Genomic DNA, 22,374 nt, shown 5'->3' with positions numbered 1-22,374 from the left:
TGGCGGACCCGCGCAGCTCCGGCCGCTCACACCGCCGGCTGCTGCTGGGTGATGCAGTGGATGCCGCCCCCGGCCGCGAAGATCGCGCGCGCGTCGACCAGGACGACCTCGCGCTCCGGGAAGAGGCGGCGGAAGATCTCGGCGGCGAGTTCGTCGTGGGGGTCGTCGAAGGCGCACAGGATCACGGCGCCGTTGCAGAGGTAGTGGTTGATGTAGGAGTAGTCGACCCAGTCGCCGTCCTCGTCCTTGAGGACGGTGGGGGCCGGGATCTCGACGACCTCCAGGGAGCGGCCCCGGGCGTCGGTGGCCGCGCGCAGGACGTCCGCGTGCGTCCGGGAGCGCTCGTGGTCGGGGTGGGCGGGATCCCGCTGGCTGTGGACGAGGACCGTGCCGGGGCGGGCGAAGGCGGCGACGATGTCCACGTGGCCCTGGGTGCCGTACGTGCCGTAGTCGGCGGTGAGGCCGTGCGGGAGCCAGACCGCCTTGCCGGTGCCGAGCCTGGCGTGGATCTCGGCCTCGACCTGCTCGCGGGTCCATCCGGCGTTGCGGCCGGCGCCGAGCTGGACGGTGTCGGTCAGCAGAACCGTTCCCTCGCCGTCGACGTGGATCGCGCCGCCCTCGTTGACGAGCGGGGAGGACACGACGGGGACTCCCGCGACGTCCGCCACGTGGCGGGCGACCTGGGAGTCGTGCTCCCAGCGGGCCCAGTCCTGGGCGCCCCAGCCGTTGAACACCCAGTCCACGGCGGCGAGGCCCGTGCCGTCCGTGACGAAGGTCGGACCGATGTCCCGCATCCAGGCGTCGTCGAGGTCGCGCTCGACCAGCTCGACGTCGTCGCCGAGGAGCGCGCGGGCGCCCTCCGCGTCCCCGGGGGCGACGACCATCGTCACCGGTTCGAAGCGGCGCACGGCGCGGGCCACCGCGGCCCAGGCGGCACGGGCCCCGGCCAGCGCCTCCCCGTCGCCGAAGGTGGGGTTGGGGCTGGGCCAGGCCATCCAGGTGCGCTCGTGCGGCGTCCACTCGGCGGGCATGCGGTACGTCATGATCACGGGTCCTAGAGGAAGTAGAGGCGGTTGAGGGAGACGGATTCGACCGCCTCGGAGCGGATCGGGGAGCCGTCGAGCGAGACGAGACCCGTCCGGTCGTCCACCTGGACGTCCCCGACGCGGGAGTTGAGCCGCAGGTCGGCCGGGCCGATGCCGCGCGTGCCGCGCACGGCGACGCGCCGGCGGCGGGTCGGCATGCGGTCGGCGCCGAGGTCGACGGCGGCCCCCGCGACGAACGCCACGGAGATGTCGGCGGCGGTGGCGCCGTGCGCGCCGAACTGCGGCCCGAGGACGAGCGGTTCGCAGGTGTCGGTGGCGGCGTTCGGGTCGCCCACGACCCCGTACGCGGGGAAGCCCGCCTTGAGGACGAGCTGCGGCTTGGCGCCGAAGAACTCGGGGCGCCACAGCACGATGTCCGCGAGCTTGCCGGGCTCGATCGAGCCGATCTCGTGGGCGAGGCCGTGGGCGATCGCCGGGTTGATGGTCAGCTTGGCCACGTAGCGCAGCACGCGCGCGTTGTCGTCGTGCGGGCCGTCGCCCTCCAGGGGGCCCAGCTCGGCCTTCATCTTCCCGGCCATGGCGAAGGTCCGGCGCACGGTCTCGCCCGCCCTTCCCATGCCCTGCGCGTCGGAGGAGGTGATCCCGATCGCCCCGAGGTCGTGCAGGACGTCCTCCGCGCCCATGGTCCCGGCCCTGATCCGGTCGCGCGCCATGGCGGCGTCGCCGGGCAGGTCGGTCTTCAGGTCGTGGACGGAGACGATCATCCCGTAGTGCTCGGCGACCGCGTCGCGGCCGAAGGGCAGGGTGGGGTTGGTGGAGGAGCCGATGACGTTCGGCACGCCCGCCATCTTCAGGACGTTGGGCACGTGCCCGCCGCCGCAGCCCTCGATGTGGAAGGCGTGGATCGTGCGTCCTTCGAGGACCCGCAGGGTGTCCTCGACCGACAGGCACTCGTTGAGGCCGTCGCTGTGCAGGGCGACCTGGACGTCGTGCTCCTCGGCGACGCGCAGGGCGGTGTCGAGGGCGCGGGTATGGGCGCCCATGTCCTCGTGGACCTTGAAGCCGGACGCGCCGCCCTCGGCCAGCGCCTCGACCAGGGGGGCGGGGTCGGAGGACGAGCCGCGGGCGAGGAAGCCGATGTTGACGGGCCAGGCGTCGAAGGCGTTGAAGGCGTGGCGCAGCGCCCACGGCGAGTTGACGCCGACGCCCCAGACGGGACCGAACTCCTGGCCGATGACGGTGGTGACGCCGCTGGCGAGCGACGCCTCCATGATCCGGGGCGAGAGGAGGTGGACGTGGGTGTCGACGGCTCCGGCGGTGGCGATGAGGCCCTCGCCGGAGACGATCGAGGTGCCGGTGCCGACGACGACGTCGACGCCGTCGAGGGTGTCGGGGTTGCCGGCCCGGCCGATGGCGTGGATGCGGCCCTCGCGGATGCCGATCGAGACCTTGCGGACGCCCTGGACCGCGTCGACGACCAGGACGTTGCTGATGACGACGTCGCAGGTGTCGCGGACGGCGGCGGCCTTCAGGTGCAGGCCGTCGCGGGCGGTCTTGCCGAAGCCGGCCAGGAACTCGTCGCCCGGCTTCTGGGAGTCCGACTCGACCCGGACGACGAGGCCGGAGTCGCCCAGGACGACCCGGTCGCCGGCGCGGGGGCCGTGCACGGAGGCGTACTCGTAGGGGTCCATCAGTTCTCGTCTCCGCTCTCGGCCCCGCCGGCGTCCCCGCCCCGGGCCCCGTCCTCGATCCCCAGGTAGCCGCAGGCGGCCGCGCGCCGCAGGGCCTCCTCCTTCGCGCCGGGCGCGTCCAGCGGGCCGTCGACCAGGCCCGCGAAGCCCACGGCGACGCGGGCGCCGCCGATGGGCACCAGGCCGACCTCGGCCTCGCCGCCCGGGTCGAAGCGGAAGGAGGCGCCGGCCGGAATGGCGAGCCGCATGCCGTAGGCGGCGGCCCGGTCGAAGTCGAGGCGCGGGTTGACCTCGAAGAAGTGGAAGTGGGAGGTGACGCTGACCGGGACGGTCGCGGTGTTCCGCACGTGGAGGGTGAGGGCGGGTCCGGACTCGGGGTGGCCGGGGCCGGGCAGGAGGGCGCCGGGCGCTTCCGGGCCGAGTCCGCCCCCGCCGATCGGGTCCGAGACGACCGCGAGGCGGGAGCCGTCGTCGAAGACGGCCTCGACGTGGATCTCGGTGACCACGTCGGCGACGCCGGGAAGGACGTCGTCGGGTCCGAGGACGGAGCGGGCGGCCTCGATCGCCTCGGCGAGCCGTCTGCCGTCGCGGGCCGCCTCGCAGACCGTGTCCGCGATGAGCGCGGTCGCCTCGGGCACGTTGAGCCGCAGGCCGCGGGCGCGGCGGGCCCGGGCGAGTTCGGCGGCGCCGAAGAGCAGCAGCCGGTCGCGTTCCGTGGGGGTCAGTCGCACGTCCCCAACACCTCCTGTTTGAGCGCCACTCTAAAGGGTGAACCCGCAGGTTCCAAGGACGTGCGCGAGAGCGAAGCCCAGGACGCCTTGACCGGCACTCTAAACGACGGACGGACGGGGACACGGAACGCGCCCGGGTCCCCGGAACCGTGGTGGTTCCGGGGACCCGGGCGCGGGAGGTGCGGGGCGGCTCTCAGCCCAGCTCGTGCATCCAGCCGCGGGTGTCCTCGGTCCTGCCGGTCTGGAGGTCGAGCAGCGCCTCCCGCAGCTTCATCGTGATCTCGCCGGGCTCGCCGTCCGACTGCCGCCACTCGCCGCGCTCGGACTTGACCGTGCCGACCGGCGTGATGACGGCGGCGGTGCCACAGGCGAAGACCTCGGTGAGGGTGCCGTTCTCGCTGTCGGCCTGCCACTGGTCGATGGAGACGCGGCCCTCCTCGGCCTCCAGACCGAGGTCGGCGGCCAGCTTGAGCAGCGAGTCACGGGTGACGCCGGCGAGCAGCGAGCCGGTGAGGGCCGGGGTGACCAGCCTGGCCTTCTCGCCGGCCCCTCCCCCGTACACGAAGTACAGGTTCATGCCGCCCAGCTCCTCGACCCACTTGTGCTCCACGGCGTCGAGGTAGGCGACCTGGTCGCAGCCCTTCTCCGCCGCCTCGGCCTGCGCGAGCAGGGAGGCCGCGTAGTTGCCGCCGGTCTTGGCGTCGCCCACGCCGCCGGGGACGGCGCGGACGCGGTTCTCGGAGAGCCAGATGGAGACGGGCTTGACGCCGCCGGGGAAGTACGGGCCGGCCGGGGAGGCGATGACGACGAAGAGGTATTCGTTGGCCGGGCGGACACCGAGGCCGACCTCGGTCGCGATCATGAAGGGGCGCAGGTAGAGCGACGCCTCGCCGCCGTGCTCCGGGACCCACGCCTTGTCGTGCCGGACGAGGACGTCGCACGCCTCGACGAAGGTCTCGACGGGCAGCTCCGGCATGGCCAGGCGGCGGGCGGACGCCTGGAAGCGGCGGGCGTTGGCGTCGGGGCGGAAGCTGGCGACCGAGCCGTCCGGGCGGCGGTACGCCTTCAGGCCCTCGAAGATCTCCTGCGCGTAGTGCAGGACGTTGGTGGCCGGGTCGAGCGCGAGCGGGCCGTAGGGGACGAGCTGGGCGTCGTGCCAGCCGCGACCCTCGGTCCACCGGATGGTGACCATGTGGTCGGTGAAGTGGCGGCCGAATCCCGGGTTGGCCAGGATGGCCTCGCGCTCCGCGTCGGACAGCGGGCTGGAGGAGGGCTTGAGCTCGATCGTGGGCGTCGTCATGAGTGCGTGTCCTTCACCGGTCGTGTGGGGAGGACCGCGCGCGTACGCCGCCGCCGGAGACTGCTGTCCCCGACGGAGCGGACGCCCGGGCATGCCCGCATGCCGCGGCCCCGCGTTCGATTATCGCTCGCGGGGACCGGTGCGGGAAACGGGTGCGCGCGGTCCGGGAGGAATGGGGTGCGCTCCCGGTGGCCGCGCGGATGACGGCCGCCGGGCGCTGCGTGACCCGGCGGCCGTCCGGTGACGGTCGGCGCGGGTCAGCTCGCTACTCGCGCGGCGAGCGCGTCGCCGATCTCGTCCGTGGTGCGGAACGCGTCGCCGCGCTCGGTGAGGTCGGCGGCGACGGCCTCCTCGACGCGGACGGCCTCGGCCTCGTGGCCGAGGTGGCGCAGGAGGAGGGCGACGGAGAGGACGGTGGCCGTGGGGTCGGCCTTGCCCTGGCCCGCGATGTCCGGCGCGGAGCCGTGCACCGGCTCGAACATGGACGGGAAGTCGCCGCTCGGGTTGATGTTGCCCGAGGCGGCGACGCCGATGCCGCCGGAGACGGCCGCGGCGAGGTCGGTGATGATGTCGCCGAAGAGGTTGTCGGTGACGATCACGTCGAAGCGGGCCGGGTCGGTGACGAGGAAGATCGTCGCGGCGTCGACGTGCAGATAGTCGGTGGTGACCTCGGGGAACTCGGTGGCCACGCGGTGGAACGTGTCCGTCCACAGGTGGCCGGCGAAGGTCAGCACGTTGTTCTTGTGGACCAGCGTGAGCTTCTTGCGCGGGCGGGCCTGGGCGCGGGCGAAGGCGTCCCGGACCACGCGCTCGACGCCGAAGGCGGTGTTGACCGAGACCTCGGTGGCGACCTCGTGCGGGGTGCCCTTGCGGATGGTGCCGCCGTTGCCCGTGTACGGGCCCTCGGTGCCCTCGCGGACCACGACGAAGTCGATCTCGGGCTGCCCGGCGAGCGGGGTCGCCACGCCGGGGAGCAGCTTCGAGGGACGCAGGTTCACGTGGTGGTCGAAGGCGAAGCGGAGCTTCAGGAGGAAGCCGCGCTCCAGGACGCCGGACGGCACCGACGGGTCGCCGATGGCGCCGAGCAGGATGGCGTCGTGCTTCTTGAGGGAGTCGAGGTCGGCGTCGGTGAGGGTCTCACCGGTGGCGTGGTAGCGCTGGGCGCCGAAGTCGTACTCCTCGGTCTCCAGCTTCACGTCCTGGGGGAGCGCGGCCGCGAGGACCTTGAGGCCCTGGGCCACGACTTCCCGGCCGATGCCGTCGCCGGGAATGACTGCGAGATCGATGCTGTGAGACATGTCGGCACCCTACTTCTCGTCCCACCCTCTGACACATCGCGTCCACCATGTGGACGAACGGTCCGGGCGGGACGGGGCCTCAGTGGCCGGTGGAGCCGCCGTTGTCCCGGCGGTCGAGGGCGCGCTGGAGGGCGGCGGCGGCGTTCCGGCGGGCTTCGTCGGCGGGGCGGGAGGCGGAGTGGCGGACGCGGCGGGCGGTCTGGACGGCCATGGGGATCGACTCCTCGAGATCGGTGGTGATCCGGTGCGCGGGATCCGCGGCGCCCGGGACCGGTGACGGCCGGCGGCCTCGGGCCGTGCCGGCCGGCGGCGGCCGATGGCGCGCGGGGATCCGCGATGCGTGAAGGTGCCGGAGGGGCGGGGAGCGCCGCCGCAGGGGTTGCCTGCACGGGGCGTCGCGCTCTCGACCGCCGTTCGCTGATGGAGCGAGACGTTCGGCTCCTACAAAGCTAGGACAGGAAGCCGCGCCTGTCTCCACAATTACTCGGACTTCCTACTATCTGAGACGGCGGGTCACCGGGGGTCGTCCGGCGGCGGCCCGCCGCTCCCGCACGGGGGCGTGGGCCGCGGGTCGGCCCGCGGCCCACGGGGGCCGGGCGGCCCGCGTCACGCCGCCGTCCCGGCGCAAGAGCCGGGACGGCGGCCCTCACATCACGTCGCCGTCCCGCCAGTCGAAGACCAGCGGGGCGGCGGGGTCCGGCAGGTCCCGGCCCGGCACCGGGCGCAGGAGGATGTTCCCCTCCTCCTCCGCGAGGCGGACGGTCCCTCCGGGCGAGAGCGCTTCGAGACGCCCCTCCCAGACCCGCCAGCCGCGCGCCCGGTAGAGGGCGGCCCCCTCCTCCGAGGCGCCGAGCGCCCCGAAGGCGTACGTCCCGTCGATCACCCGCTCCAGTGCGGCCATGACCGCCCCGCCGAGCCCCCGGCGGCGCAGGTCCGCCCGGACGGCGACCCCCTCCACGTACCCGACGGGGTGCGAGCGGCCCCGGTGGAGCGCCCGGCGCGGGACGACGGCGCCGTGGGCGGCGATCCCCCGCTCGTCCTCGGCCCAGGCGTGGACGCCGCCGAGGGTGTGGTCCCAGTCGTCGTCGGAGAAGTCGCCCCCGAAGGCGGTGTCGAGCATCGCGCGCACGGAGCGGAGCCGGGCGGCGCCGAGCTCATGGGTGGGAGCGGTCCTCACGATCACGCGGCCCATCCTCCCACCCCGCCCGACCGCCCCGCCCGGCCGCCCCGCCCGGCCGCCCCGCCCGGCCGCCCCGTCGCATTGACAGGCCCTCCCCGGTCTGTTGGAATCGCCGCGTCGACATCTAACCGTTCACATGACCTAAAGGGGTTAGAGAATGTCCGTGTCACCGACCCGCCATCGCACCGTCGCCGTCCGCGGCCACGAGATCGCCTACCGGGAGGCCGGCCCGGCCGACGCCCCCGCCCTGCTCCTGCTGCACGGTTTCCCCACCAGCTCGCACATGTTCCGCGACCTGATCCCGCTCCTGGCCGACCGGTACCGCCTGGTCGCCCCCGACCACCTCGGCTTCGGCCGCAGCGCCGCGCCCCCGGCCGACGAATTCCCCTACACCTTCGGCGGACTGGCCGCCCTCACAGCCGGATTCACCGAGGCCGTCGGACTGGACCGGTTCGCGCTCTACGTCCAGGACTACGGCGCCCCCATCGGCCTCCGGCTGGCCCTCGCCCACCCCGAGCGGATCACCGCGATCGTCACCCAGAACGGCAACGCCTACGAGGAGGGCCTCGGAGCCGAGGCCTGGGCCCCGGTCCTCGCCCTGATCGAGGAACGCACCCCGGAGACCGAGGAGCCGGTCCGCGCCATCCGCTCCCTCGACGGCATCCGGTGGCAGTACGAGACGGGCGTCCCCGCCGAGCACCGCGACCTCCTCAGCCCCGACGCCTGGCACCACGACGCCTGCCTGATGGCGCGGGAGGGCCAGGACGGCGTCCAACTGGCCCTGATCGCCGACTACGGCTCCAACTTCGCCCTCTACCCCGCCTTCCAGGAGTACTTCCGCACCTCCCGGGTCCCCCTCCTCGCCGTCTGGGGCGAGGGCGACCAGGTCTTCGTCCCGGCGGGCGCCGAGGCGTTCCGCCGCGACCTCCCGGACGCCGAGGTCCACCTCCTGCCCACCGGGCACTTCGCCCTGGAGACCCACGCACCGGCGATCGCGGCGCTGATCGACGACTTCCTGACCCGGCGGGTGGCGGAGGGGGAATGAGAACCGCCCCCGACCTCGGTTGGGGGACCGGGGAAGGGGGCGGTGTCGGGGGCCCGCCCACGAGGGGCGGGCGTGTCCGCCCGGGAGGGCGGGGCCGCTCGCGCGGCGGGGGGCGTCAGCCCATGTGCGGGTAGCCGTACTCGGTCGGCGGGACCAGCGTCTCCTTGATCGCGCGGGTCAGCGTCCAGCGCGTCAGGTTCTGCGGGGCGCCCGCCTTGTCGTTGGTGCCGGAGGCGCGGCCGCCGCCGAAGGGCTGCTGGCCGACGACGGCGCCGGTCGACTTGTCGTTGATGTAGAAGTTGCCCGCGGCGAAGCGGAGCTTCTCCATCGTGTACGCGGCGGCGGCGCGGTCGTTCGCGATGACCGAACCGGTGAGCGCGTAGTCCGAGACCGACTCCATCTGGGTCAGCATCTCGTCGTACTTCTCGTCGTCGTACACGTACACGGCGAGGATCGGGCCGAAGTACTCGGTCGTGAAGACCTCGTTCTCCGGGTCGGTGCACTCGATGACGGTCGGGCGGACGAAGTAGCCCACCGAGTCGTCGTAGGTGCCGCCGGCGACGATCGTGCAGCTCGGGTCGGAGGCGGCGCGGTCGATGGCGGCCTTGTTCTTGGCGAACGAGCGGTCGTCGATGACGGCGCCGATGAAGTTCGACAGGTCGGTGACGTCACCCATGCGGATGCCGTCGACCTCGGCCGCGAACTCCTCCTTGAAGCCGTCGTTCCAGATCGAGGCCGGGACGTAGGCGCGCGAGGACGCGGAGCACTTCTGGCCCTGGTACTCGAAGGAGCCGCGGGTCAGGGCGGTCTTCAGGATCGCGCGGTCGGCGCTGGGGTGGGCGACGACGAAGTCCTTGCCGCCGGTCTCACCGACGATCCGCGGGTACGAGCGGTACTTCTCGATGTTGTTGCCGACCGTCTTCCACAGGTGCTGGAAGGTCCTGGTCGAGCCGGTGAAGTGGATGCCGGCCAGGTCGCGGTGGTTCAGGGCCACCTCGGAGACGGCGATGCCGTCGCCGGTCACCAGGTTGATGACGCCCTTCGGCAGGCCGGCCTCCTCCAGGAGCTCCATGAGGAGCACGGCGGCGTGGGTCTGCGTCGGGGACGGCTTCCAGACCACCACGTTGCCCATGAGGGCGGGGGCGGTGGGCAGGTTGCCCGCGATGGCGGTGAAGTTGAACGGCGTGATCGCGTAGACGAAGCCCTCGAGCGGGCGGTGGTCCAGACGGTTCCAGACGCCCGGCGAGTTGGCCGGCGGCTGCTCGGCCAGGATCTGGCGGGCGTACGCCACGTTGAAGCGCCAGAAGTCGACGAGCTCGCACGGGGTGTCGATCTCGGCCTGCTGGGCGGTCTTGGACTGGCCGAGCATGGTGGACGCGGCCAGCGTCTCGCGCCAGGGGCCCGCGAGCAGCTCGGCGGCGCGCAGGATGATCGCGGCGCGGTCGTCGAAGGACATCGCGCGCCAGGCCGGGGCGGCGGCCAGGGCCGCGTCGATCGCGTCCTGGGCGTCCTGCTCGGTGGCGCCCCGGAAGGTGCCGAGGACGGCCTGGTGGTGGTGCGGCTGGACGACCTTGAACTCCTCGCCGCCGCCCATGCGCTTCACGCCGCCGATGGTCATCGGCAGCTCGCGCGGGTTGTCGGCCAGCTCCTTGAGCTTGGCCTCCAGACGGGCGCGCTCGGGGGAACCGGGGGCGTAGCCGTGCACCGGCTCGTTGACGGGAGTGGGGACCTGGGTCACAGCGTCCATGAGTCTCGATACTCCTTCTGAGGGGTGGGGGCTCAGCCCTTGGTGAGGATGGAGCGGGCGAAGAAGAGGAGGTTGGCCGGCTTCTCCGCCAGGCGGCGCATGAAGTACCCGTACCAGTCCGTGCCGTACGCGGTGTACACGCGCATGCGGTGTCCCTCGGCGGCGAGGCGGTGCTGCTCCTCGCCGCGGATGCCGTACAGCATCTGGAACTCGTACTCGTCCAGTTTGCGCCCGGCGCGGCGGGCCAGCTCCTGGCCGATGGAGATCAGGCGCGGGTCGTGGGACCCGATCATCGGGTAGCCGGAGCCCTCCATCAGGATCTTCATGATCCGGACGTACGCCTTGTCGATCTCCGGCTTGTCCTGGAGGGCGACGGAGGCGGGCTCCTTGTAGGCGCCCTTCACGATCCGGACGCGGGAGCCGTTCGCGGCGAGGCGGCGGGCGTCGTCCTCGGTGCGGAAGAGGTACGCCTGGATGACGCAGCCGGTCTGCGGGAAGTCCTTCCGCAGCTCTTCGTGGATGGCGAACATCGAGTCGAGGGTGGTGTGGTCCTCGGCGTCCAGGGTGACGGTGGTGCCGATCGCGGCGGCGGCCTCGACGACGGGCCGGACGTTCGCCAGCGCGAGCTCGTGGCCGTCCTCCAGGGACTGGCCGAACATCGACAGCTTCACGGACATCTCGGCGCGCTCGCCGAGTCCCAGCTCCCCGAGCCGGCCGACGAGCTCCAGGTAGGCGTCCCGGGCGGCGTACGACTGCTCGACGGTGGTGATGTCCTCACCCACGACGTCGAGGGTGACCTCCAGGCCGCGCTCGCCCAGCTCCCGCACGATCGGGACGACGTCGTCGACCGTCTCGCCGGCGATGAAGCGCGCCACGACCTGCTTGGTCCCGGGCGCGGCCGACACGAAACGGCGCATCTTGTCGCTGCGCGACGCGGCGAGGATCACGGGACCCAGCACGGGGACCTCCAGAAGGGCAGGGTGACGAAGGGTGCCTTACCCGGTCTTTCATGAAGAACCGGGAACAGCACGAAGAACCACCGTGAAACCTATGGATCGCTCCGATCGTCCGCCACCTACAGCTGTCACGCATCCGTGGCCCGCCTCTCATACACCTGTCTGAAAGGGTGCGAGAATGGGCCGGTGAAGGACGATTACCAGGACCTGGTGGACGAGATCTCCGCGCTGCTCGGCGCCCCGGCGACGCTGGAGAACCGCGACTTCGGCCTGATCGCCTTCGGTGCCCACGACAGCGACGACGACACCACGACGGACCCCGTCCGGACGCGGTCGATCCTGACCCGGAAGTCGACCCCGGCGGTCCGCGCCTGGTTCGAGGGCTTCGGCATCACCCGGGCGGAGGGCCCGGTCCGCATCCCGGCCGCCCCGGACGCCGGGGTGTTCCGCGACCGCCTCTGCCTGCCCGTACGCCACCGGGGCGTCGTCCTCGGGTACGTCTGGCTGCTCGACACCGACCCCGGCCCCGCCCCCTCCCGGCTCGCCGCCGCGATGGAGGTCGCCACCCGGATCGGTGACCTCCTCGCCGACGAGGAGCGCGCGGACGCCGACCTCTCGCGCGATTTCGCCGCGGTCCTGACCGCCGGCCGCGGCTGGCAGGGCGACATGGCCGTCGCGGCGCTCCGCGCGGCCTTCGGCCCCGGCGCGGACGGCCTGCACACCGTCGTCTGCGTGACGCCGTGGCGGGGCGAGGCCCCTCCGGTCCGGGCGATTCCCGGCGTGGCCGCGGTCGCCGCGCTCCCCGAGGGCGCGTCCCTCGCCGTCCTCGTACGGCTGCGCACGGCCGAGGACCTCTCCCCCGCCCGCACGGCGGCCGAGCGGCTGCGCGCCGACGCCCCGGCCGGCATCGCGTCCCCCCGCCGGGGTCTCACGGAGCTCGCGGCGGCCTGGCGCGAGGCCAGCACGGCGGCCCGCGCCGCCACGGCCCAGCCGGCTCTCGGGCCCGTCGCCGAGTGGACCGGGATCGGCCCGTACCGCCTGCTCGCGGCGCTCTACCACCCCGAGGTCGACCCCGTCGTCGCCCCGCTGCTGGCCCCCGCCCACGCCGAACTGGCCCGCACCGCCGAGGTGTTCCTCGACAACGCGGGCCAGGCGGGCCGCACGGCGCAGGCCCTGGGCATCCACCGCCAGACCCTGTACTACCGGCTGTCCCGGGTCGAACAGCTCACGGGCCTGGACCTGGACGACGGCGAGGACCGGCTGCTGCTGCACATGTCCCTGAAGTCGGCCCGGCTCTGAGCGCCCGCTCCCCCCGGGAAGGGAAGCGCGTCAGATCAGGTTGACCGAGCGGGCCGAGGTGGCGCCGATCTCCGCCGAGATCTCCGCGAGCACCGGAGCCGGGACCGTGTCGTCCACGGTGAGGACGACGAGCGCCTCGCCGCCCTCCTCCGCGCGGGAGACCTGCATGCCGGCGATGTTCAGGCCGGCCTCGCCGAGGATGCGGCCGACCGTGCCGACGACGCCCGGACGGTCCTCGTAGCGCAGCACCGCCATGTGGTCGGCGAGCGCCAGGTCCACGTCGTACTCCCCGACCGCGACGATCTTCTGGAGGTGCTTGGGGCCGGCGAGGGTGCCGGAGACCGAGACCTCCTCGCCGTTCGCGAGGGTGCCGCGCACGGTGACCACGTTGCGGTGGTCGGGCGACTCGGAGCTGGTCGTCAGGCGCACCTCGACACCGCGCTCCTGCGCGAACAGCGGGGCGTTGACGTACGACACGGTCTCGTCGACCACGTCCTCGAACACGCCCTTGAGGGCGGAGAGTTCGAGCACCTTGACGTCGTGCTGGGTGATCTCGCCGTAGACCTCGACATCGAGCCGGGCCGCGACCTCGCCCGCGAGGGCGGTGAAGATCCGGCCGAGCTTCTCCGCGAGCGGCAGCCCCGGCTTCACGTCCTCCGCGATCACGCCGCCCTGGACGTTGACCGCGTCCGGGACCAGTTCGCCGGCGAGCGCCAGGCGCACCGACCTGGCGACGGCGATGCCGGCCTTCTCCTGGGCCTCGTCCGTGGAGGCGCCGAGGTGCGGGGTGCAGACGACCTGGTCGAGCTCGAAGAGCGGGGAGTCCGTGCAGGGCTCCTTGGCGTACACGTCGAGGCCCGCGCCGGCGACCCGGCCCTCCTTGATCGCCGAGTACAGCGCCGTCTCGTCCACGATCCCGCCGCGCGCGGCGTTGACGATCCGGACGGAGGGCTTGACCTTGCGCAGCGCCTCGTCGCCGATGAGGCCGAGGGTCTCCGGGGTCTTCGGCAGGTGGACGGTGATGAAGTCCGCGACCTCCAGGAGCTCGTCCAGGGCCAGCAGCTTCACCCCCATCTGGGCGGCGCGGGCGGGCTGCACGTAGGGGTCGTAGGCGACGATCTTCATGCCGAAGGCCGACATGCGCTGGGCGACCAGGACGCCGATGCGGCCGAGGCCGACGACGCCGAGGGTCTTCTCGCTCAGCTCGACGCCCGTGTACTTGGAGCGCTTCCACTCGCCGTTCTTCAGCGCCGTGTTGGCCTGCGGGATGTTGCGCGCGGTGGCGACGAGCAGGCCGCACGCGAGTTCGGCGGCGGTGACGATGTTCGACGTCGGGGCGTTGACGACCATCACGCCGGCCTTGGTGGCGGCGGAGACGTCCACGTTGTCCAGACCGACGCCGGCACGGGCGACGACCCGCAGCCTGTTCGCGGCGGCGATGGCCTCGGCGTCGACCTTGGTCGCGGAACGGACCAGGATCGCGTCCACGTCCGCGATGGCGGGGATCAGCTCGGCGCGGTCGGCGCCGTTGCAGTGCCGGATCTCGAAGTCCGGCCCCAGCGCGTCGACGGTGGCGGGCGACAGCTCTTCAGCGATGAGTACGACAGGTTTCGAGCTCACGTGAGTCCTCACAGGTCCAGTGCGGACGGCCGTCCCGACGGCCGCAGGCGGTGGAGGGGCTTGCCGCGTGAAAGCGCACGACGCTGTGGGCCTGACGCGTATGTTGTGGAGAAGTGTAGTGGTGCGCGGGAACGGTTCACCCGCCTCGTCGGCAGGATCACCCGTCCGTGGTTGGACAGTGTGTCCAACGATGCGACGAGGGGCCGGACCGCGCGTCCGACCCCTCGTCGGAAGGCTTACGCCTCCTCGTCGTTCACCCAGCTCATGAGCTTGCGCAGCTCCTTGCCGGTGGTCTCCAGGAGGTGGTTCTCGTCCTGGGTCTTGTACTCGTTGTACTTCTTCAGGCCGCCGTGGTACTCGGCCATCCACTCCTTGGCGAAGGTGCCGTCCTGGATCTCCGCGAGGACCTTCTTCATCTCGGCCTTGGTGGCGTCGGTGATGATCCGCGGGCCGGTGACGTAGTCGCCCCACTCGGCGGTCTCGGAGACCGACCAGCGCATCTTCTCCAGGCCGCCCTCGTACATGAGGTCCACGATGAGCTTCAGCTCGTGCAGGCACTCGAAGTACGCGATCTCCGGCTGGTAACCGGCCTCGGTCAGGGTCTCGAAGCCCGCCTTGACCAGGGCGGCGGTGCCGCCGCAGAGGACGGCCTGCTCGCCGAAGAGGTCGGTCTCGGTCTCCTCGGTGAAGGTCGTCTTGATGACGCCGGCGCGGGTGCCGCCGATGCCCTTGGCGTACGAGAGCGCCAGCGCGAAGGCGTTGCCGGTGGCGTCCTGCTCGACGGCCGCGATGCACGGAACGCCGCGGCCCTCCTCGTACTGACGGCGGACCAGGTGGCCCGGGCCCTTCGGGGCGACCAGGGCGACGTCGATGCCCTCGGGCACCTGGATGAAGCCGTAACGGATGTTCAGGCCGTGGCCGAAGAAGAGCGCGTCGCCCTCCTTCAGGTTCTCCTTGATGGACTCCTCGTAGACCTGGGCCTGGATCGGGTCCGGGGTCAGGATCATGATGAGGTCGGCCTCGGCCGCCGCCTCGGCGACGGAGACGACCCGCAGGCCCTGCTCCTCGGCCTTGGCCTTGGACTTCGAGCCCTCCTGCAGACCGACGCGGACGTCGACGCCGGAGTCGCGGAGCGACAGCGCGTGGGCGTGGCCCTGGCTGCCGTAACCGATCACCGCGACCTTGCGGCCCTGGATGATGGACAGGTCGGCGTCGTCGTCGTAGAACAGCTCGGCCACTGGGATCTCCTTGATGTGCTGGTGGTGCGTCCCACCGTACGGCGGGGAGCGGGGGGAAGGTCGCGGGGTCTCGTCCATCGGACCGCCGGGCGTGCCCGGCGGCCCGATGGAGCCCCTCAGGCGCTGCGGTCGAGGGCCCGCAGCGACCGGTCCGTGATGGACCGGGCGCCACGCCCTATGGCGATCGTGCCGGACTGCACGAGCTCCTTGACGCCGAACTGCTCCAGCATCTTGAGCATCGCGTCGAGCTTGTCGCTCGAACCGGTGGCCTCGATGGTGACCGCCTCGGGCGAGACGTCCACGGTCTTGGCGCGGAACAGCTGCACGATCTCGACGATCTGGGAGCGGGTCTCGTTGTCGGCGCGGACCTTCACCAGGACGAGCTCGCGCTGGATCGCGGCGCCGGGCTCGAGTTCGACGATCTTCAGGACGTTGACCAGCTTGTTGAGCTGCTTGGTCACCTGCTCCAGGGGCAGGTCCTCGACACTGACCACGATGGTGATGCGGGAGATGTCGGGGTGCTCGGTGACGCCCACGGCGAGCGAGTCGATGTTGAAGCCCCGGCGGGAGAACAGGGCGGCGATCCGGGCGAGGATGCCGGGCGTGTTCTCGACGAGGACGGAGAGCGTGTGCTTGGTGGACATGTCGTGGGTCTCTTCCTTGTCGCTGTCGCTCTGCGTGCTCAGTCGTCTTCGCCGTCGCCGAAGTCGGGACGGACGCCCCGGGCCGCCATGACCTCGTCGTTGGAGGTGCCGGCGGCGACCATCGGCCAGACCTGGGCGTCCTCGTGGACGATGAAGTCGACCACGACCGGGCGGTCGTTGATGGCGTTGGCCTCGGCGATGACCTTGTCCAGGTCGGCCGGGTCCTCACAGCGCAGGGCGACACAGCCCATGGCCTCGGAGAGCTTGACGAAGTCGGGGACGCGGGTGCCCCTGTTCGCCTTCAGGTCGTCCGGACCGGAGTGCAGGACGGTGTTGGAGTAGCGCTGGTTGTAGAAGAGGGTCTGCCACTGGCGGACCATCCCGAGGGCGCCGTTGTTGATGATGGCGACCTTGATCGGGATGTTGTTCAGGGCGCAGGTGGTCAGCTCCTGATTGGTCATCTGGAAGCAGCCGTCGCCGTCGATGGCCCAGACCGGACGGTCGGGCAGACCGGCCTTGGCGCCCATCGCGGCGGGGACCGCGTACCCCATCGTCCCGGCGCCGCCGGAGTTGAGCCAGGTGGCGGGCTGCTCGTAGTCGATGAAGTGGGCGGCCCACATCTGGTGCTGGCCGACGCCCGCGGCGAAGATCGTGCCCTCGGGGGCGAGCTGTCCGATGCGCTGGATGACCTGCTGCGGCGAGAGGCTGCCGTCCTCCGGCAGGTCGTAGCCGAGCGGGTAGGTCTCGCGCCAGCGGTTCAGGTCGCTCCACCAGTCCGCGTATCCCGTTCGGGCGGCCTCGCCCTTGTTGCCCTCGCCGTGCTCGGCCTGGACGGCCTGGACCAGGTCGGCGATGACCTCGCGGGCGTCGCCGACGATCGGCACGTCGGCGGTGCGGTTCTTGCCGATCTCGGCCGGGTCGATGTCCGCGTGGACGATCTTGGCGTACGGGGCGAAGCTGTCGAGCTTGCCGGTGACGCGGTCGTCGAACCGGGCGCCGAGGGCGACGATCAGGTCGGCCTTCTGCAGCGCGGTGACGGCGGTGACCGAGCCGTGCATGCCCGGCATCCCCACGTGCAGCGGGTGGCTGTCGGGGAAGGCGCCGAGCGCCATCAGGGTGGTGGTGACCGGGGCGCCGGTGAGTTCGGCGAGGATCTTCAGCTCGGCGGTGGCGCCGGCCTTGATGACGCCGCCGCCGACGTACAGGACGGGCCGCTTGGCGGCGCTGATCAGCTTGGCGGCCTCGCGGATCTGCTTGGCGTGCGGCTTGGTGACCGGGCGGTAGCCGGGCAGGTCGGCCTGGGGCGGCCAGCTGAAGGTGGTCTTCGCCTGGAGGGCGTCCTTGGCGATGTCGACCAGGACCGGGCCCGGACGGCCGGTGGAGGCGATGTGGAACGCCTCGGCGATCGTCCGCGGGATGTCCTCGGCCTTGGTGACCAGGAAGTTGTGCTTGGTGATCGGCATCGTGATGCCGCAGATGTCCGCCTCCTGGAAGGCGTCCGTGCCGATGGCCTTGGAGGCGACCTGACCGGTGATCGCGACGAGCGGGACGGAGTCCATGTGCGCGTCCGCGATGGGGGTGACCAGGTTCGTCGCACCGGGCCCCGAGGTCGCCATGCAGACGCCGACCTTGCCGGTCGCCTGGGCGTAGCCGGTGGCCGCGTGGCCCGCGCCCTGCTCGTGGCGGACCAGGATGTGGCGCACCCTCCGCGAGTCCATCATCGGGTCGTAGGCGGGGAGGATGGCGCCGCCGGGGATGCCGAAGACGGTGTCGACGCCCACTTCCTCGAGAGAACGGATGAGGGACTGCGCGCCCGTGACGTGCTCGACGGCGGTGGGCAGCGCGCCGTTACGGGGCCGCGGCTGCGGATGGTGCCCGGTGGCCTGCTCGGTCATCAGCATCTCTTCTCGAGGCAGAGGGTTTGTGCGAGTGTTTTGCGAGGTTTTGCGGCGACTTCGGGGTGAGCCGGTGCAACAAAAAACCCCTCGTGCCGTGAGGCAAGCGAGGGGAGCGCGTCGGGTGCGTTCTAAGCCGGGCCTACGATGCCCCTGCTTCAGCCGACGCGCTTTCCAAGTACGAGAATTCGGGTGCGCATGGCACTGACCCTCTCCCCCACCCCTCTTCACTGTCAAGTGGGTGGGACGGGCGTCTCATCATGTGGGCGCATCGGGGGCCGGTTTCCGACAGGGACGGGGATCGCCCCGGGCAGCGGGTACTCGTCCCGGACGAGCGCCCTGCGCAGCCGGTACTCGTCCAGCGGGCCCGAGAAGGCCATGCCCTGGGCGTGGCTGCAGCCCATGGCGCGCAGGGCGACGACCTGCTCCGGTACGTCGACGCCGTCGGCGACGGTCCGCATCCCGAGGTCGCGGGCGATGCGGAGCACCCCGCGGGTGATCTTGCGGAGCCGGGCGGACTCGACCACGCCCTCGACCAGCACCCGGTCCAGCTTCAGCATGTCCGCGGGGAGCCGCCGCAGGGCGTCGACGGCCACGTGGCCGCTGCCGAAGCCGTCGAGCGCGATCCGCACGCCGAGTCTGCGCAGGGCGACCAGGCGCCGTTCCAGCTCGTCCAGCGGAATCCGGGGGTCGTTGTCGGCCAGCTCGACGATGAGCGAGCCGGACGGCAGCCCGTGCCGGGTCAGCAGGGACTCGATCGATCCGAGCGGCAGGGAGCGGTCCAGGAGGCGGCGGGCGGAGAGGCGGATGGCGACGGGGGTGCGATGGCCGATTCCCGCCCGTTCGGCGGCCTGTTCCACGGCCTCCTCCAGGAGCCAGCGCCCCAGCTCCGCGGTGCGCTCGCCGTCGTCGGTGACCCGGAGGTACTCGGCGGGGGTGAAGAGGATGCCCTGGGCGGAACGCCAGCGGGCCTGGGCGCTGACGGCCGCGACCCGGCCGGTCGCGAGATCGACGACCGGCTGGTGGAGCAGGGCGAACTCGCCGTCGTGGAGGGCCGTGCGCAGCCGGGCGGCCAGCTCCGTCCGCCGGACGACCTCGTCCTGCATCTGGGGGACGTAGAGCTCGACGCGGTTCTTGCCGCCGGCCTTGGCCCGGTACATGGCGAGGTCGGCGTTGCGCAGGAGGTCGCCGGCCTCGATGCCCGGTTCGGCGAAGGCGACCCCGATGGAGGCGGCGACCCGCACCTCCTGGCCCCCGTCCAGGCGGTAGGGCCGGGAGAGGGTGAGGCGGAGCCGGTCGGCGATCTCCTGGACCTGGCCGCGGCGGGCCGACGGGTCGTGGCCGCCGTCGCCGAGGATGAGGGCGGCGAACTCGTCGCCGCCGAGCCGGGCGGCGGTGTCCCCGGCCCGTACGGAGTCCTGGAGACGGCGGGCGGCCTGGATCAGGAGGTCGTCCCCGGCCTGGTGGCCGAGGCGGTCGTTGACCGCCTTGAAGCCGTCGAGGTCGATGAAGAGCACGGCGGCACCGGGGTCGGAGGAGCGCCGGCCGCCGAGCGCCTGGCGGACCCGCCGGGTGAAGAGGGCCCGGTTGGGCAGGTCGGTGAGCGGGTCGTGCTCGGCGTTGTGCTGCAGCTGCGCCTGGAGCCGTACGCGCTCGGTGACGTCCCGGCTGTTGAAGATCAGGCCGCCGTGGTGCCGGTTGACGGTCGACTCCACGTGGAGCCAGTCCTCCCCGCCCCCGGCCTCGCCCGGACGGGAGGCGCTCCCGTGGCCCGAGCGGAAGCGGCACTCGATCCGGGTGGTGGGCTCCTCGGCGGGCGGGGCGGCCAGGAACCGCCGCACCTCGTGGACGACGGCGCCGAGGTCGTCGGGGTGGATGAGGGCGGCGAGTTCGGTGCCGACGAGCTCCTCGGCGTCCCGCCCGTACACGCCGGAGGCGGCCGGGCTGACGTAGTGGAGCGTCCCGTTGGGCGCGGCGATCATGATGACGTCGCTGGAGCCCTGCACGAGGGACCGGAAGTGGTTCTCCTTGTGGGCCAGTTCGTGGGTGAGGGCGATGTTGTCGAGGAGCATGATGCCCTGGCGCACGACGAGGGCGAGGACCACCGTGCAGCCGGTGAGGACGACGACGCGGTCGACCCGGCGCCCCTCGACCACGTTGTAGAGGATGCCGAGGGTGCAGACGGCGGCGGCGAGGTACGGGGTGAGCGCGGCGAGCGAGCCGGCGACCGGGCGGCCGGGCAGCTCCGGTCCGTCCGCGGCGTCCGCGCCGGCCGGGAGGCGGCGCGCGCCCCAGGGCGCGTAGGCGAGCAGCAGGGAGCCGGCGAACCAGCCGGCGTCGAGGAGCTGGCCCGAGGCGTAGTTCTCGCGGAGCAGGGGCGAGGTGAAGAGGGCGTCGCACAGGACGGTGAGGGCGAGGGCGGCGATCGCGGTGTTGGTCGCGGAGCGGTTCGTCTGCGAACGCCGGAAGTGCAGGACGAGCACCATGCTCACGAGGACGATGTCGAGCAGGGGGTACGCGAGCGAGAGCGCCGCCCGTGCCACGGACTCGCCCTCGACGTGGGTGGTGCGGGCGAGGGCCAGGCTCCAGGAGAGCGTGAGCAGGGAGCCGCCGATGAGCCAGGTGTCGAGCGCCAGGCAGAGCCAGCCGGCCCGGTTGGCGGGTCTCTTGGCGAGGACGAGGAGGCCGACGACGGCGGGCGGCGCGAAGAGCAGGAAGAAGAGGTTGGCGACCGAGAAGTCCGGCACCTCGACGCGGAGGACGAACTCGTACCAGCCCCACACCGCGTTCCCGAGGGCGGCCATGAGCGAGGAGAAGGCGAAGAGCAGCCAGGCCGGACGGGTGCTGCCCCGTCGGGCGCGGGCGTAGAGGAAGCAGGAGACCGCGGCGGTCAGGGCGGCGGCGCTCAGCCCGAAGTCACCCATGAAGAGCGCGAGTTCCGGTGAGCCCCAGCCGAGGGAGGCGCCGGTCGTGTAGCCCGCGCAGAGCAGCCCCAGGGAGACCTGGGCGGCGATCGTCCCGGTGCCGGGGCGGTCGGGCCCCCGGGTCCCGGGGTCGCCGCCGGCGGGGCGGCGGGCGAGGACGGCCCCGGGCGCGTTCACCGGGAGCTCCGGTGCCGCGCCGGCGCAGTCGGCCGTGCCGTGCGGCCGGGCCGGCGGCTCGCCGGTGCCTCCGGGGGCGTGCCCGTCGCGGCCGCGGGGGCCGGCGGCGACGCGGTCCGGGTGTGCGAGACCGGCGGCCACGGCGCCCCCTCCGGTGTGCGGCGGCTCCGGGGAGTCTGGCGCGCGGTGCGGCGCCGCCTGGTCCGGCACCGGGCGCACGAGGCCGGCGGCGAGGTGCTGAAGGTCTCCGGACGACGGCGCCGCCGTGCCGGATCGCCGGTCTTTCGGCCGTGCTCCACCCGTGGCCCCCCTCGGAATCTGATGGCCCGTCACTTCGCTCCCCGGCGTCAGCCCGTACTCGACGCAGTCCCCCGGTCCGGGACGATACACCAGGTTGGTCACGCAGGGACAGGGTCAGAGTACTCTCCGTGACTACCGGGGGTGACGTGCGGTACGGACCGGGACACGTCCGGAGGACGGCTCCGCCCGGAGCGCCGGTTCCGTCCGGTGCGGCGGGATCACCCGGAAGGCCGTATCCCCGGAGGGGAGGAACCGCCGGCGGGGCTTCCGGGGGCGCGCGCCGGGGCCGGGCCCCGCGCCCCGGCGCGCCGGACGGTCCTCAGGTGGTGAGGAGGACGTTGGCGAGCTCCTCACCGGCCGCGAACCGCCGCAGCTGCGCCGCGATCAGCCGCTTCGCCCGGGGCATGAAGGCCGAGGTGGAGCCCCCCACGTGGGGACTGATCAGGACGCCGGGGGCGTGCCACAGCGGGTGCCCGGCCGGCAGCGGCTCCGGGTCGGTCACGTCGAGCGCCGCCGTGATCCTGCCGCTTCCGGCCTCCGCCAGCAGGGCGGCCGTGTCGACGACCGGGCCGCGGGCGACGTTCACGAGGAGCGCCCCGTCCTTCATCCGGGCGAGGAACCCGGCGTCGGCGAGGTGCCGGGTCTCGGGGGTGAGCGGAGTGGTGAGCACGACCACGTCCGCCTCCGGGAGGAGCGCGGGCAGGTCGGCCAGGGCGTGCACCTCGCCGCGCTCCGCGGTGCGCGCGGAGCGTGCGACGCGCGCCACCCGTGCGCACTCGAAGGGGGCGAGCCGGTCCTCGACGGCGGCGCCGATCGAGCCGTACCCGACGATCAGGACGGACTTGTCGGCGAGCGCCGGGTAGAAACCGGCCCGCCACTCCTCGGCGTCCTGGCCGCGCACGAAGCCGGGGAGGCCGCGCAGCGAGGCCAGGATCAGGGCGAGGGCGAGTTCGGCGGTGCTGGCCTCGTGCACGCCCTTCGCGTTGCACAGGGCCACTCCCGGCCGCAGCGACCCGATGCCGGGGGTGACGTGGTCGATGCCCGCCGACAGGGTCTGCACCACCCGGACCGCGTCCATCCCGGCCAGCGGCCGGACGGCGATCTCCGGCCCCTTCATGTACGGGACGACGTAGAAGGCGCAGCGCGCCGGATCGGCGGGGAACTCCGGTCCGCCGTCCCAGAAAAGGTAGTTCAGGCCCGACCCGTCCGGTGCGGGGAGACCCTCGATCTCGTCCGCGGGAATCGGAAGCCACACGTCAGCGGTCGTGTCTTCGCATCTCATG

At 72.6% G+C, this 22,374-nt stretch carries 17 protein-coding genes; 2 read left to right on the top strand and 15 right to left on the bottom strand.

Translation table 11 applies throughout. The features are described 5' to 3' along the window. Window positions 1-26: 26 nt before the first annotated feature. From ACZ6AQ_RS16000 to ACZ6AQ_RS15970, 7 genes are all read right to left on the bottom strand, one after another. Window positions 27-1,043: an agmatine deiminase family protein gene (locus ACZ6AQ_RS16000; protein ID WP_468760347.1), complete on the bottom strand. Its 1,017-nt coding sequence runs from the start codon at window positions 1,041-1,043 to the stop codon at window positions 27-29. Between the two features lie 11 nt (window positions 1,044-1,054). Beyond that, a complete protein-coding gene (locus tag ACZ6AQ_RS15995; RefSeq protein ID WP_468760346.1) occupies window positions 1,055-2,737 on the bottom strand; it encodes an urease subunit alpha in 1,683 nt (560 codons plus the stop codon). After that, complete coding sequence (ureA, locus tag ACZ6AQ_RS15990) at window positions 2,737-3,468, bottom strand: urease subunit gamma (RefSeq protein ID WP_388689168.1); 732 nt, start codon at window positions 3,466-3,468, stop codon at window positions 2,737-2,739. The genes ACZ6AQ_RS15995 and ureA overlap by 1 nt, the downstream gene beginning before the upstream one ends. A gap of 193 nt (window positions 3,469-3,661) precedes the next feature. Continuing rightward, window positions 3,662-4,768: a branched-chain amino acid aminotransferase gene (locus tag ACZ6AQ_RS15985; protein ID WP_468760345.1), complete on the bottom strand. Its 1,107-nt coding sequence runs from the start codon at window positions 4,766-4,768 to the stop codon at window positions 3,662-3,664. A gap of 257 nt (window positions 4,769-5,025) precedes the next feature. Further along, window positions 5,026-6,066: a 3-isopropylmalate dehydrogenase gene (locus ACZ6AQ_RS15980; protein ID WP_468760344.1), complete on the bottom strand. Its 1,041-nt coding sequence runs from the start codon at window positions 6,064-6,066 to the stop codon at window positions 5,026-5,028. 79 nt (window positions 6,067-6,145) lie between these two features. Continuing rightward, window positions 6,146-6,277 carry a hypothetical protein gene (locus ACZ6AQ_RS15975; protein ID WP_388689164.1) on the bottom strand — a complete coding sequence of 44 codons (132 nt, stop codon included), beginning with the start codon at window positions 6,275-6,277 and terminating at the stop codon, window positions 6,146-6,148. Between the two features lie 435 nt (window positions 6,278-6,712). Beyond that, window positions 6,713-7,249, bottom strand: a complete 537-nt coding sequence (locus ACZ6AQ_RS15970; RefSeq protein ID WP_468760343.1) for a GNAT family N-acetyltransferase — start codon at window positions 7,247-7,249, stop codon at window positions 6,713-6,715. A gap of 154 nt (window positions 7,250-7,403) precedes the next feature. On the opposite strand from ACZ6AQ_RS15970, the gene ACZ6AQ_RS15965 reads away from it, so the two are divergent. Next, on the top strand, window positions 7,404-8,291 hold the full coding sequence (locus ACZ6AQ_RS15965; protein ID WP_468760342.1) for an alpha/beta fold hydrolase: 888 nt from the start codon (window positions 7,404-7,406) through the stop codon (window positions 8,289-8,291). Window positions 8,292-8,406: 115 nt separating this feature from the next. Here the strand turns inward: ACZ6AQ_RS15965 and pruA are convergent, their stop codons facing one another. Continuing rightward, a complete protein-coding gene (gene pruA / locus ACZ6AQ_RS15960; protein WP_468760341.1) occupies window positions 8,407-10,038 on the bottom strand; it encodes an L-glutamate gamma-semialdehyde dehydrogenase in 1,632 nt (543 codons plus the stop codon). A gap of 32 nt (window positions 10,039-10,070) precedes the next feature. Beyond that, window positions 10,071-10,997 (bottom strand): proline dehydrogenase family protein, encoded by a 927-nt coding sequence (locus ACZ6AQ_RS15955; RefSeq protein ID WP_388689160.1) that lies wholly within the window; start codon window positions 10,995-10,997, stop codon window positions 10,071-10,073. Window positions 10,998-11,180: 183 nt separating this feature from the next. On the opposite strand from ACZ6AQ_RS15955, the gene ACZ6AQ_RS15950 reads away from it, so the two are divergent. Beyond that, window positions 11,181-12,293, top strand: a complete 1,113-nt coding sequence (locus ACZ6AQ_RS15950) for a PucR family transcriptional regulator (protein ID WP_468760340.1) — start codon at window positions 11,181-11,183, stop codon at window positions 12,291-12,293. A gap of 30 nt (window positions 12,294-12,323) precedes the next feature. Here the strand turns inward: ACZ6AQ_RS15950 and serA are convergent, their stop codons facing one another. The 6 genes from serA to ACZ6AQ_RS15920 all read right to left on the bottom strand — a co-directional run bounded on the left by serA (window position 12,324) and on the right by ACZ6AQ_RS15920 (window position 22,373). Then, window positions 12,324-13,913 carry a phosphoglycerate dehydrogenase gene (gene serA, locus ACZ6AQ_RS15945; RefSeq protein ID WP_468760339.1) on the bottom strand — a complete coding sequence of 530 codons (1,590 nt, stop codon included), beginning with the start codon at window positions 13,911-13,913 and terminating at the stop codon, window positions 12,324-12,326. Between the two features lie 236 nt (window positions 13,914-14,149). After that, on the bottom strand, window positions 14,150-15,151 hold the full coding sequence (gene ilvC / locus ACZ6AQ_RS15940) for a ketol-acid reductoisomerase (protein WP_388689155.1): 1,002 nt from the start codon (window positions 15,149-15,151) through the stop codon (window positions 14,150-14,152). Between the two features lie 116 nt (window positions 15,152-15,267). Continuing rightward, on the bottom strand, window positions 15,268-15,795 hold the full coding sequence (gene ilvN / locus ACZ6AQ_RS15935; protein WP_388689154.1) for an acetolactate synthase small subunit: 528 nt from the start codon (window positions 15,793-15,795) through the stop codon (window positions 15,268-15,270). A gap of 38 nt (window positions 15,796-15,833) precedes the next feature. After that, window positions 15,834-17,696 carry an acetolactate synthase large subunit gene (locus ACZ6AQ_RS15930; RefSeq protein WP_468760338.1) on the bottom strand — a complete coding sequence of 621 codons (1,863 nt, stop codon included), beginning with the start codon at window positions 17,694-17,696 and terminating at the stop codon, window positions 15,834-15,836. A gap of 227 nt (window positions 17,697-17,923) precedes the next feature. After that, window positions 17,924-20,791 carry a putative bifunctional diguanylate cyclase/phosphodiesterase gene (locus tag ACZ6AQ_RS15925; RefSeq protein WP_468760465.1) on the bottom strand — a complete coding sequence of 956 codons (2,868 nt, stop codon included), beginning with the start codon at window positions 20,789-20,791 and terminating at the stop codon, window positions 17,924-17,926. 619 nt (window positions 20,792-21,410) lie between these two features. Further along, on the bottom strand, window positions 21,411-22,373 hold the full coding sequence (locus ACZ6AQ_RS15920; protein WP_468760337.1) for a 2-hydroxyacid dehydrogenase: 963 nt from the start codon (window positions 22,371-22,373) through the stop codon (window positions 21,411-21,413). Between the last annotated feature and the right edge of the window lies 1 nt (window position 22,374).

The organism is Streptomyces sp. NPDC041191, assembly GCF_055591945.1.
The sequence above is the reverse complement of the archived record's forward strand: the minus strand, read 5'-3'. Positions and strand labels throughout refer to the sequence as shown.